We start from the raw sequence: 13,087 nt of genomic DNA on the forward strand, positions 1-13,087 counted from the left end.
GCCCTTCGGCAGGCAAGGTCAGCTCGTTGCAAGTCAGACCTGCCGATACATCCCTCAAGTGTTCGTTAAGGGATCGTGCGTTCACTTCGGATAAAGCGGCGGCAACCCACTGTCACCCACCGGATCCTGCACCCGTTCCGCCGCCGGTATAGTGCGGATCGCCCGCCACAAATCCTCACCCTGCCAATGCTGCCCCGTCTCGCTGTACAACGCACCATTGAGCCCATCCAGCGCATCCGACAACGGCACAAACCGCGCCGCCATGTCCGCCAGCGTCTCCGGCTGCTGCCGCGCCCACGCATCCAGTGCCTGCCGCGTGGCCTGCGGATCATTCGCCTGACTCGCCCGCTTGATGTCATCCATCAACGTGCGCGGGCTCGGGCCGGTTTGGGCGGCGCGATGCACCGCCGGTTGCCAGCGTGCGCGCCACCACAGGCCGAAGCCGAGCAGGGTGGTGCAGGCGAGGATCAGGGTGCTGAGTTTCCACCACCACAACACATCGTTATCGACGATGCTCGGCTGCAGGTTGCCGGTCGGGGTGTCGACTTGCAGGCTCGGGTTGGTGGCCACTTGCAGGGTGCGCGCCGGCAGGCTGCTGTGTTCAAGGTGATCTTCGAAGGTGTTCCACCAGACCACGTCTACCGTCGGCAAGTCGATGGCGCCGCTGCGACTTGGCACCAGCGCTTCGCGTTCTTCGCGGCTGCCGACAATGCCCCGGTCAGTGCTCTGGTTGCTCAGCACCGGTTGATCGGGGTAGCGGCGCAGGCCGTTGACGTCGGTAGCGGGCAGCGCCGGCAGTTGCGAGGCGGCCAGGCCTTCGACTTTAAGCGTCAGGCTGCGGGTCAGGGAGTCGCCGACCTGACTGTGTTCCGGTTCCGGGTTCCAGCTTTCGCTCAGGCTCAGGCTGCGCGCGGGCAGCCAGGGCGCGTCGACCGGGTAGGTCAGGGGTTTGGGTTTGACCGTCAGCGGGATTTCGGACGAACTCACGCGCATCAGTTTGCCCGGTTTCGGCCCCTGCGCATTGGCGTCCTGAGACGGCTGCGTATCGACCAGTGTTGCGCTGAAGGTCTGCGGCGTAATGGTCAGCAAACCGCTGTGCTGCGGGTAGATTGCGTAGCGCATTTCGATCACGCCATGGCGCACACCGTTGAGGTCTTTTTCGTAGGTGCGCGTGTCGCCGAGCTGCTCGATGCGCGCATCGGCAATTTGCAGGGGCGTCAGGCTGCTGTCGTCGTACAGCGACACCGAATGGTAGATGCGCAACGTCAGGATCACCTGCGCCTGCACGTAGACGCTCGACTGGTCGAGGCTGGCCTCGATGAACACCGGATCAAGGCTGTTCTTGTTTTCGCGGGTGTCGCTTTCGACCACTTGCACGGTGATCGGCTGGCTCTGCGCGTCGCCCAGTTGCAGCGGCGGGATCACCACGCTGCCGTTCTCTTTGGGCAGCAGGGTGATGATCCAGCGCGTGGTCGCGCGGTTGTCGCCATTGAGGGTGTTGAGCTGGTTGACCTGCCGCGTGCCGCGCACTTCGAACAACGCTTCCAGTGCGGTAAGGTCGGGTTTGCCGAACTGGGTGACGTCGCTGGTTTCGAGGGTGAGTTCGACCGTCTCGCCGGAGTTCAGGCGACTGCGATCCACGCTGGCCGTCAGCTCGGCCGCCTGGGCGGTGGCCGTGCAGAGCAGCAGGGGCAGCAAGAGAGCGGTGAAGCGGGTCATCGAGTGTTTTCCTGATCCTGATGTTGTTGCTGTTCGTACCAGAATTTGCGTCGCAGCAGTTCGCCCGGATCATCCGGGATCTTGCCCAACCATTGTTCCAGTGCCTGACGCTGCTCGCCTTCGAGGTTGTCTTCACTCGGGCGCAGCGTCGGCACGGTGTCCGTTTGTTCTTCCTCGTCGCTGCCCGGCACTTCGTTGGGGCCTGGCTGCGGCGGTGTAGTCGGTGGCGGTTCGCTGGCCGGTTCGACAGGCTGCGACGGGCTCTGGGTTTCACTGTTCACGGCGGGCGGCGGCGTGGTCGCGGGCGCTGGTTCGTCGCCCGGCAGACTTTGCTGCTCGCTCGGTTTGGTGTCCGGTTCGGCGGGCGGCGGCGTATTTTTCTGCTTGAGCAGATTTTCCACCAGCGTCTTGTTGGTCTGCGCCGGACGTAAATCCGGTTGCTGTTCCAGCGCTTGCTCATAGGCGTCGATCGCCGCTTCCAGCTCGCCGCTTTTCGCCAGCGCGTTGCCACGATTGTAGTGGGCGCGGGCATCGCTGCCTTCGGCGAAACGCTGGGCGGCGCCACTGTAGTCGCCGGCCTCGTACAACGCCACCCCTTGCCACTGGTGATCGTCAAAATGCTGCGCGGCTTCAGCCGGGCGTTTTTGTTTGAGCAAGTGCAGGCCCTGTTGATCGGGGCGCAGCCACAAATCCTCAAAGTCAAAAGCGTAGCTCGGCTGTGGCAGGCAAAACAGCAAAGGCAGGCAGAACAACCAGCCGCGACGCCCGGCACACGCCGCGAGCAGCAACAGCGGCAACAGCAGCCAGTAACCCTGATCGGCCCAGGTATCGAGGCGCACGGTCTGGCCGTCGTCGCGCAGGCTGCGCGGACCGTTGAGCAGGCCGAGCGCGCCGAGATCAGCCTCGTCGAGGCGGGCAGGGTGGTATTCACCACCGACGCTGTTGAGGAATGCGCTCAGGCCCGGACTGTCGAGTTGCGGCACGCGAATTGCGCCTTGCTCGTCCTTGAGGAAACTGCCGTCCTCCTGAGCAATCGGCGCACCTTCGGCGGTGCCGACGCCGAGCATCAACAGTTGCGTCGATTGCTCACTCAGCGCGCGGCGAATGCCTTGGCGTTCCTGTTCATCAAGCGACGAGCCGATCAACAGAATCCGCCCCTGACCGAGCGCGCCCTGTTTCAGCAGGGCCAGTGCTTTACCCACGGCGAGATCGGCGCGATGGCCGCTTTCCGGCATCAACGAAGGCTTGAGCGCATCGAGCAGATTGCGGCTGGTGGCCAGGTCATCCGACAGCGGCACCAGCGTGTGCGCGCTGCCGGCGTAAACGACGATGGCGGTCTGCGCATCGCTGCGCGCCTGCAGCAGATCAAAGAGCTTGCGCCGCGCCTGTTCCAGTCGCGTCGGTGGCGAGTCGGTGGCGAGCATTTCCGGGGTCAGCTCCAGCACCACCACCAAGGGATCGGCCGGTTTCTGGCTGGTCTGTTCGACGCGCTCCCAGCTTGGCCCGAGCAGCGCCAGAATGGTCAGCAACCACGCCACGCCAAGGGCGACCCACGGCAGTTTGCTGTCGCGACCATTGCCGCCACTGAGCAGCGTGGCATGAAACGCCGGTGGCAAAATCATCTGCCAGCGCCCGGCGCGTTTTTGCCGATGCCAGAGTTGCCAGATCAGCCAGCCCAGCAGCGGCAGCAACAGCAACCACCACGGACGGAACCAGTGCGGCCAGAGCGCGATCATCGGCGCCTCCGCAAACGCAGGCGCTTGAGGCGCTCACGCCAGTCAGGCAGCGGACTTTGCAGGTACAGCTCCTTGGTAAACAGGCGTTGCAACGGGTTGTCCGGCCACAATTCACGGGTAACCAGTAACAGACTCAACCACAGCGCCAACGCCAAAGGCCAGTGATACAAGGCCTGTGCCGGACGCGCCTGAGTCGGTTGCTGGGTGACCGGTTCGAGCTGGTCGAGGGTGTCTTTGATCGCTTGCAGTTCTTTGCCGTCGTGGGCACGGAAATATTGTCCGCCGGTGACTTCGGCGATGGCTTTGAGCGCTGGCTCGTCGAGGTCCAGGCTTGGATTGACTCCGAGCAAACCGGTCGAACCGCTGTCTTCAGGATTGGCGCCGATGCCGATCGGATAGATTTTTACCCCTTCGCGGGCAGCCAGTTTTGCCGCAGTCAGCGGATCGATTTCGCCACCGTTGTTGGCGCCATCAGTGACCAGAATCAGTACACGACTTTGCGCCGGACGCAGGCGCAGGCGTTTCAGGCCCAGACCGATGGCGTCACCGATGGCGGTGTTTTTGCCGGCGATGCCGATGCGCGATTCGTCGAGCCAGACGCGCACGGTGCGGCGATCAAAGGTCAGCGGCGCTTGCAGATAGGCCTGACTGCCAAACAGGATCAGGCCGACACGATCACCCTCGCGGCTTTCGAGGAAGTCGCCGAGCAGATGCTGAACCAGCGACAGGCGACTGACTTCTTCGTCCTGCCACTGCATGTCGGGGAAGTCCATCGAACCGGACACATCCACCGCTACCAGCAGATCGCGACCACTGGCGGCAATCGGCAACGGCTCGCCAAGCCATTGCGGACGGGCGGCGGCTGTCAGCAGCAACAGCCAGAGCAGCATGAACGGTGCCTGTTGCCGCCACGCGGGCAGATTAGCCCGAGCGCGACGGCGGGCGAGACCCTCGAGGTCGGCGAGGAAACTGACTTTCAGCGCTGGCTCGCCGCTGTCGGCCACTGGCAGCACCAGACGCATCAGCCACGGCAGCGGCACCAGCGCGAAGATCCACGGCCAGGCGAACTCAAACATGTTTGCGAATCCATGTATCGACCGCTTGGGTCAGGCCGGCAATGGCTTTGTCATCGAGTTTGCATTCCGGTTTATAGGCACCTTCGACCAGCACCATCCAACGGGTGAGGCCCGCCGCCGGGCAACGGTTGTCGAGAAAGGCCAGCCATTTTCGGCCGTTGAGGGTGTGGCTCTGGCTGTAGGGATAGTGGTTGCGGCACAAACGCTTGAGCAGCCCGTTGAGTTGTTGCAACCACGCACCGGCCGGGGCGCCGTCGTAGGGTTTGGGCATTTGTGCCAGCTCAGCGAGGGCGGCGATGCGCACCGGGTCGAGCGGCTGCTCGGCACGGACGATCGGGCGTTTCTTCAGCGGAATGAAACGGCGCAGGCGCCACACGGCAAACCCCAGCAGCGGCAGCAACAGAAGCAGCAGCCACCAGCCCGGCGCCGGTGGCCAGAAGGCAATCGGTGGCGGAGAGATCAGCGGTTGCAATTGTTCGAGGCCGTTCATCGACTTTTGCCCGGACGCTGCGGATTGAGGAATTCGCGCATCTGCTCGACCATTTCACTTTGCGTACTCAGCGGCATCAGCAATACCCGCAGCTTTTGCGCGAGTAATTCCCAGCGGGCGATGCGTGCTTCGGCCTGGGCGCGATAGGTCTGGCGCAGCTCGAAATTCAACGTGTCAAGTTCCAGTTGTGCACCGCGTTGGGCGAAGCGCAACAGCCCGGCGGCGGGGAGGGCGTGATCGAGTGGGTCGGACAGCGGCAGCATCAACAGATCGCAATGACGTGAGAGCAGGCTCAGTTGCTGTTCGGCACTGTCAGACAACGCGCGCTCGTCGCAGATCACAATCACCAGACTGCCCGGGCGCAGCACTTCGCGGGCACGGCGCAGGGCCACGCCAAACGCATCGCGATCCGGCTCACGCTCGCTGTGCAGCGACTGATTGACCTTGACCAGACGATTGAGCAATTGCAGCAGGCTCTGTTTGCTGCGCCGTGGCTTGATTTCGTAATGCTCATTGTCACCGAAGACCAGCCCGCCAACGCGATCGTTGTGCCCGAGCGCGGCCCAGCCGATCAATGCCGCGACTTGCGCCGCGAGGACTGATTTGAACATCAACCCGGAGCCGAAAAACAGCCGCGTGCTTTGCTCGACCATGATGAAAATTGGCCGCTCGCGTTCTTCATGGAACAGCTTGGTGTGCGGCTCTTGCGTGCGCGCCGTCACGCGCCAGTCGATAGTGCGCACGTCGTCGCCGGCCTGATAGACCCGCACCTGATCGAAGTCGACGCCACGGCCACGGAATTTCGAGTGATGCAGGCCGATCAGCGGGCTGCGCTGACTCGGCGTGGAAAACAGCTGCACTTCACGCACGCGGTGGCGCATCTCGATCAGCTCGGCGAGGCTGACGCGAATACCGGGTTCGGAAGGCTGGGGGGCGTTCATGGGGGTCAAGCGACGGCTACGACGTCGAGAATCCGCTGCACCACCCGATCCTGATCGATGCCGGCGGCTTCGGCTTCAAACGACAGAATGATGCGATGACGCAACACGTCGAACAGCACCGCCTGGATGTCTTCGGGGCTGACAAAGTCGCGACCGGCCAGCCAGGCGTGGGCACGTGCGCAACGGTCGAGGGCGATCGAGCCACGCGGGCTCGCACCGTAGGCGATCCACTCGGCCATTTCCGGGTCGAACTTGGCCGGGTTGCGCGTGGCCATGACCAGTTGCACCAGGTATTCCTCCACCGCGTCGGCCATGTACAGACCGAGGATTTCCTTGCGCGCAGCGAAAATCGCCTGCTGGCTGACGCGGCGTTCCGGTTTGGTTTCGCCGTTCAGCGCTTCGCCACGGGCCTGCTGCAGAATGCGGCGTTCGACGGCAGCGTCCGGGAAACCGATTTTCACGTGCATCAGGAAACGGTCGAGCTGCGCTTCCGGCAGCGGGTAAGTGCCTTCCTGCTCGATCGGGTTCTGCGTGGCCATCACCAGAAACAGCGGCGACAACTCATAGGTGCTGCGGCCGACACTGACCTGACGCTCGGCCATGGCTTCGAGCAGCGCCGATTGCACCTTGGCCGGGGCGCGGTTGATTTCGTCGGCCAGCACCAGGTTGTGGAAGATCGGCCCCTGTTGGAACACGAAACTGCCTGTTTCCGGGCGGTAGATCTCGGTGCCGGTGATGTCGGCCGGCAGCAAGTCCGGGGTGAACTGGATGCGATGGAACTGGGCTTCGATGCCCTCGGCGAGTTCTTTGATCGCTTTGGTCTTGGCCAGACCCGGAGCGCCCTCGACCAGCATGTGGCCATCGGCGAGCAGGGCGATGAGCAAACGCTCGATGAGTTTTTCCTGGCCGAGAATCTGCGTTGAAAGAAAGGTTCGCAGCGCCAGTAGCGCTTCACGATGTTCCATCGGTGACTGTTCCTGGAAAGGGGTGGCCACCGGCGTTCGGATAACGCCGGGGCTGGGGGCGTTACTTTAATCCATCGCGGGGGGTGGCGACTAACGGCATTTTGCGCAAAGTGCGGGAAATGACTGGGGGATTTGTTGGATTTTTGTAGCGGGGGAGTGATTGGTTGCCTGTGCTGGCCCTATCGCGAGCAGGCTCACTCCTACAATGGATCGTCGTACACCGACCTGTAGGAGTGAGCCTGCTCGCGATAGGGCCAGTCCGGACACCATCAAGCTTCGTTAATGAAGGTGCCAGTCCCATCAAGGATGTTCGTCAAGGTCTCGACAACCTCATCCATATCCACCATATCCGGGTTAAAGCTGATCTCCAGCACATCATCCCCATTCAGCGCATCGGCATCCGCCGCCGCGATCTCGATCTTCAGCAGATTCGAAGTCAGCGTGACTTTCACCCCGTCGAGCGTCGAGGGCTCGCCATCCAGCGTGATCTCCAGCTCGTCCTCATCCGGATAGCGGCTCATCAGAAACATGTCTCCCTTGTCGCTGTGGCAGCAGAGCATGGCCATGTTGTCTTCTTCGTCATCGCATGGGTTGACGATCAGTAGGGCGGTGGTCATTTGCATGGTCAATTCCTGCCTCGAGGGGCGTGTCGGTCGCTAATGGGCGCGATTCTGCCAGTCCTCGGGAATTTCTGCATGTGAGAGTGTCAGAGGATGTGTCGTGAACGCGACGTGGGTCAATGGTCATTTATGGTACGCATGTACCGTAAAAACGGGCATTCAGACCAGCGTTTTCCGCCACGAGTGCTAGTGTTTACCGGTGCCAAACCCTCGGTTTACGTGCCAATGACCGAATATGTCGCAGCACCGCAAGCAGACACATTGTCGCACCCTTTAAGCTGCGCAACGGATGAGCACCCGTAAAGGCATTGTCGGCCGTGCTGACAGTCGCTTTTGCAGATGCTCATTCTATGGAAGGTGAATGTGACCTGAGTGTCCCGTCCAGCTTCATCCACCTGTCCCCCTGTTTCCTCTGCCCGAGAATCAGGAACAGGGCGACACAAGCCCCGAAAGGGGTGTTGCACGCGACGCTTTCCATCAATAACAAGCTTAAGCGGAGTACCACAGATGGCGTTCTTCACCGCAGCCAGCAAAGCCGACTTCCAGCACCAACTGCAAGCGGCACTGGCGCAGCACATCAGTGAACAGGCACTGCCACAAGTGGCGCTGTTCGCTGAACAATTCTTCGGCATCATTTCCCTGGACGAGCTGACTCAACGTCGCCTCTCCGACCTCGCTGGCTGTACTCTTTCTGCGTGGCGCCTGCTTGAGCGCTTCGATCACGCGCAACCGCAAGTGCGCGTCTACAACCCTGATTACGAGCGTCATGGCTGGCAGTCGACCCACACCGCGGTCGAAGTGCTGCACCACGACCTGCCATTCCTCGTCGACTCGGTTCGTACCGAGCTGAACCGTCGCGGCTACAGCATCCACACCCTGCAAACCACCGTGCTCAGCGTGCGTCGTGGCAGCAAGGGCGAGTTGCTGGAAATCCTGCCGAAGGGCAGCACCGGCGAAGGCGTTCTGCACGAATCGCTGATGTACCTGGAAATTGACCGCTGCGCCAACGCGGCCGAACTGAATGTGCTGAGCAAAGAGCTGGAACAGGTTCTCGGTGAAGTCCGCGTCGCGGTCGCCGATTTTGAGCCGATGAAAGCCAAGGTGCAGGACATCCTCACCCAGCTCGACAACAGCGCCTTCGCCGTCGATACCGACGAGAAGAACGAGATCAAAAGCTTCCTGGAATGGCTGGTGGGCAACCATTTCACCTTCCTCGGCTACGAAGAATTCGTGGTCACCGATCAGGCCGATGGCGGCCACATCGAGTACGACCAGAACTCCTTCCTCGGCCTGACCAAACTGCTGCGCACCGGTCTGACCTACGAAGACCTGCGCATCGAAGACTACGCCGTGAGCTATCTGCGCGAACCGACCCTGCTGTCGTTCGCCAAGGCTGCGCATCCAAGCCGTGTTCACCGTCCGGCTTACCCGGATTACGTTTCGATCCGTGAAATCGACGCCGACGGCAAAGTCATCAAGGAACACCGCTTCATGGGCCTGTACACCTCCTCGGTGTATGGCGAGAGCGTGCGGGTCATCCCGTTCATCCGTCGCAAGGTCGAGGAAATCGAACGCCGCTCCGGCTTCCAGTCCAAGGCTCACCTGGGCAAGGAACTGGCTCAGGTCCTCGAAGTATTGCCGCGTGATGACCTGTTCCAGACCCCGGTCGACGAACTGTTCACCACGGTGATGTCGATCGTGCAGATCCAGGAGCGCAACAAGATTCGCGTGTTCCTGCGCAAAGACCCGTACGGTCGTTTCTGCTACTGCCTGGCCTACGTGCCGCGCGACATCTACTCCACCGAAGTTCGCCAGAAGATCCAGCAAGTGCTGATGGAGCGCCTGAAGGCGTCCGATTGCGAATTCTGGACGTTCTTCTCCGAGTCGGTACTGGCGCGCGTGCAGTTGATCCTGCGTGTCGACCCGAAAAACCGTCTCGACATCGACCCGGTGCTGCTGGAAAAAGAAGTCGTGCAAGCCTGCCGCAGCTGGCAGGACGATTACGCCGCACTGACCGTCGAAAGCTTCGGCGAAGCCCACGGCACCAATGTGCTGGCCGATTTCCCGAAAGGCTTCCCGGCGGGTTACCGCGAGCGTTTCGCTGCGCATTCGGCCGTGGTCGACATGCAGCACCTGCTGAGCCTCAACGAAAAAAATCCGCTGGTGATGAGCTTCTATCAGCCGCTCGGTCAGGTCTCCGGCCAGCGCGAGCTGCATTGCAAGCTGTACCACGCCGACACCCCGCTGGCGCTGTCCGACGTCTTGCCGATCCTGGAAAACCTCGGTCTGCGTGTACTCGGTGAATTCCCGTACCGCCTGCGTCACACCAATGGCCGCGAGTTCTGGATTCACGACTTCGCGTTCACTGCCGCTGAAGGCCTGGATCTCGACATCCAGCAACTCAACGACACCTTGCAGGACGCCTTTGTCCACATCGTTCGCGGCGACGCCGAAAACGATGCGTTCAACCGTCTGGTACTGACCGCCGGCCTGCCATGGCGCGACGTGGCGCTGCTGCGTGCTTACGCGCGTTACTTGAAGCAGATTCGTCTGGGCTTCGATCTGGGTTACATCGCCAGCACCCTGAACAACCACACCGATATCGCTCGCGAGCTGACCCGGTTGTTCAAGACCCGCTTCTATCTGGCGCGCAAACTCAGCGACGACGATCTGGAAGACAAGCAACTGCGTCTGGAACAAGCGATTCTGACCGCACTGGACGACGTCCAGGTGCTCAACGAAGACCGCATCCTGCGTCGTTACCTCGACCTGATCAAAGCGACTCTGCGGACCAACTTCTATCAGACTGATGCCAACGGCCAGAACAAGTCGTACTTCAGCTTCAAGTTCAACCCGCACGCGATCCCTGAACTGCCGAAGCCGGTGCCGAAGTTCGAAATCTTCGTTTACTCGCCACGCGTTGAAGGCGTGCACCTGCGCTTCGGTAACGTCGCTCGTGGTGGTCTGCGCTGGTCCGACCGTGAAGAAGACTTCCGTACTGAAGTCCTCGGCCTGGTAAAAGCCCAGCAAGTGAAGAACTCGGTCATCGTGCCAGTCGGCGCGAAGGGCGGCTTCCTGCCGCGTCGCCTGCCACTGGGCGGCAGCCGTGACGAGATCGCGGCCGAGGGCATCGCCTGCTACCGCATCTTCATTTCCGGCCTGTTGGACATCACCGACAACCTGAAGGACGGCGCACTGGTGCCACCATTGAACGTGGTTCGCCACGACGATGACGACCCGTACCTGGTAGTGGCAGCGGACAAGGGCACTGCAACCTTCTCCGACATCGCCAACGGCATCGCCATCGACTACGGCTTCTGGCTGGGTGACGCGTTTGCGTCCGGTGGTTCGGCTGGTTACGACCACAAGAAAATGGGCATTACCGCCAAAGGCGCGTGGGTTGGCGTACAACGTCACTTCCGTGAGCGCGGCATCAATGTTCAGGAAGACAGCATCACTGTGGTCGGCGTCGGCGACATGGCCGGTGACGTGTTCGGTAACGGCCTGTTGATGTCCGACAAGCTGCAACTGGTCGCTGCCTTCAACCACATGCACATTTTCATCGATCCGAACCCGAACCCGGCGACCAGCTTCGTCGAGCGTCAGCGCATGTTCGACCTGCCGCGTTCGGCCTGGACCGACTACGACACCAGCATCATGTCCGAAGGTGGCGGTATCTTCTCGCGCAGCGCGAAGAGCATCGCAATCTCCCCGCAGATGCAGGAACGCTTCGACATCAAGGCTGACAAGCTGACCCCGACCGAACTGCTGAACGCCTTGCTCAAGGCGCCGGTGGATCTGCTGTGGAACGGCGGTATCGGTACTTACGTCAAGGCCAGCACCGAAAGCCACGCCGATGTCGGCGACAAGGCCAACGATGCACTGCGCGTCAACGGTAACGAACTGCGCTGCAAAGTCGTGGGCGAGGGCGGTAACCTCGGCATGACCCAACTGGGTCGCGTGGAATTTGGTCTGAATGGCGGCGGCTCCAACACCGACTTCATCGACAACGCCGGTGGCGTGGACTGCTCCGACCACGAAGTGAACATCAAGATCCTTCTGAACGAAGTGGTTCAGGCCGGTGACATGACCGACAAGCAACGCAACCAGTTGCTGGCGAGCATGACCGACGAAGTCGGCAATCTGGTGCTGGGCAACAACTACAAGCAGACTCAGGCCCTGTCGCTGGCGGCGCGTCGTGCCTATGCGCGCATCGCTGAGTACAAGCGTCTGATGGGTGATCTGGAAGGCCGTGGCAAGCTGGACCGTGCCATTGAGTTCCTGCCGACCGAAGAGCAACTGGCCGAGCGCATTGCCGAAGGCCACGGTCTGACCCGTCCTGAGCTGTCGGTTCTGATTTCCTACAGCAAAATCGACCTAAAAGAGCAGCTGTTGGGCTCCTTGGTGCCGGACGACGATTACCTGACCCGCGACATGGAAACGGCGTTCCCGCCGTCTCTGGTCAGCAAGTTCTCCGAAGCCATGCGTCGTCACCGCCTGAAGCGCGAGATCGTCAGCACCCAGATCGCCAACGACCTGGTCAACCACATGGGCATCACCTTCGTTCAACGACTCAAAGAGTCGACCGGCATGAGCCCGGCGAACGTCGCTGGCGCTTACGTGATCGTGCGCGACATCTTCCACCTCCCGCACTGGTTCCGTCAGATCGAAGCGCTGGATTATCAGGTTTCTGCTGACGTTCAGCTGGAGCTGATGGACGAGCTGATGCGTCTCGGCCGTCGCGCTACACGCTGGTTCCTGCGTGCCCGCCGCAACGAGCAGAACGCTGCCCGTGATACCGCGCACTTCGGTCCACACCTGAAAGAGCTGGGTCTGAAGCTCGACGAACTGCTGAGCGGCGAAATCCGTGAAAACTGGCAGGCGCGCTATCAGGCTTACGTCGAAGCCGGTGTGCCGGAATTGCTGGCGCGTATGGTTGCGGGCACCTCGCACCTGTACACCCTGCTGCCGATCATCGAAGCCTCCGACGTGACTGGCCAGAACCCTGCTGAAGTGGCGAAAGCCTACTTCGCCGTGGGCAGTGCGCTCGACATCACTTGGTACCTGCAACAGATCAGCGCGCTACCGGTTGAAAACAACTGGCAAGCCTTGGCCCGTGAAGCGTTCCGTGACGATGTCGACTGGCAACAACGTGCGATCACCATCTCCGTCCTGCAACAGGGCGACGGCACGCTGGATGTGGAAGCACGTCTGGCGCTGTGGATGGAACAGCACGAAAGCATGATCTCGCGCTGGCGCGCCATGCTGGTGGAAATCCGCGCGGCAAGCGGCACGGACTACGCCATGTATGCGGTGGCCAACCGTGAACTGCTGGATTTGGCGTTGAGTGGACAGGCGGTCGTGCCTGCTGTGGCTGCGAATGCCGAGCTTGAATTGGCGTAAGTAGTGGTGGAATGAAAAAGCCCCGGTGTCGTGAGATGCCGGGGCTTGTTTATGTCTGAGGGTTCTGTGTTGTCTGGTCTGGCGCCATCGCGAGCAGGCTCACTCCTACAGGGGGAACGCATTCCAACTGTAGGAGT

At 61.5% G+C, this 13,087-nt stretch carries 8 protein-coding genes; 1 reads left to right on the top strand and 7 read right to left on the bottom strand.

Annotation, left to right across the window (positions count from 1 at the left end; all coding sequences use genetic code 11):
• Positions 1–81: 81 nt before the first annotated feature.
• From U6037_RS12115 to U6037_RS12145, 7 genes are all read right to left on the bottom strand, one after another.
• On the bottom strand, positions 82–1,719 hold the full coding sequence (locus U6037_RS12115; protein ID WP_322846911.1) for a BatD family protein: 1,638 nt from the start codon (positions 1,717–1,719) through the stop codon (positions 82–84).
• Positions 1,716–3,455, bottom strand: a complete 1,740-nt coding sequence (locus U6037_RS12120) for a tetratricopeptide repeat protein (RefSeq protein ID WP_322846912.1) — start codon at positions 3,453–3,455, stop codon at positions 1,716–1,718. Before U6037_RS12120 ends, U6037_RS12115 begins: the two co-directional genes overlap by 4 nt.
• On the bottom strand, positions 3,452–4,531 hold the full coding sequence (locus U6037_RS12125; protein ID WP_322846913.1) for a VWA domain-containing protein: 1,080 nt from the start codon (positions 4,529–4,531) through the stop codon (positions 3,452–3,454). The genes U6037_RS12120 and U6037_RS12125 overlap by 4 nt, the downstream gene beginning before the upstream one ends.
• Entirely contained in the window at positions 4,524–5,021 is a 498-nt protein-coding gene (locus tag U6037_RS12130; RefSeq protein ID WP_034155614.1) for a DUF4381 domain-containing protein, read from the bottom strand. The genes U6037_RS12125 and U6037_RS12130 overlap by 8 nt, the downstream gene beginning before the upstream one ends.
• Entirely contained in the window at positions 5,018–5,962 is a 945-nt protein-coding gene (locus U6037_RS12135; RefSeq protein WP_242206039.1) for a DUF58 domain-containing protein, read from the bottom strand. Before U6037_RS12135 ends, U6037_RS12130 begins: the two co-directional genes overlap by 4 nt.
• A 5-nt stretch (positions 5,963–5,967) precedes the next feature.
• On the bottom strand, positions 5,968–6,927 hold the full coding sequence (locus U6037_RS12140) for an AAA family ATPase (RefSeq protein WP_007913915.1): 960 nt from the start codon (positions 6,925–6,927) through the stop codon (positions 5,968–5,970).
• Between the two features lie 269 nt (positions 6,928–7,196).
• A complete protein-coding gene (locus U6037_RS12145) occupies positions 7,197–7,550 on the bottom strand; it encodes a hypothetical protein (protein ID WP_034155616.1) in 354 nt (117 codons plus the stop codon).
• 504 nt (positions 7,551–8,054) lie between these two features.
• Between U6037_RS12145 and U6037_RS12150 the strand changes: the two genes are divergently transcribed.
• Entirely contained in the window at positions 8,055–12,950 is a 4,896-nt protein-coding gene (locus U6037_RS12150) for an NAD-glutamate dehydrogenase (protein ID WP_322846914.1), read from the top strand.
• The last annotated feature ends 137 nt before the right edge of the window (positions 12,951–13,087 follow it).

Origin of the sequence: Pseudomonas sp. B33.4 (genome assembly GCF_034555375.1) — a bacterium.
Classification (GTDB): Bacteria; Pseudomonadota; Gammaproteobacteria; order Pseudomonadales; family Pseudomonadaceae; genus Aquipseudomonas.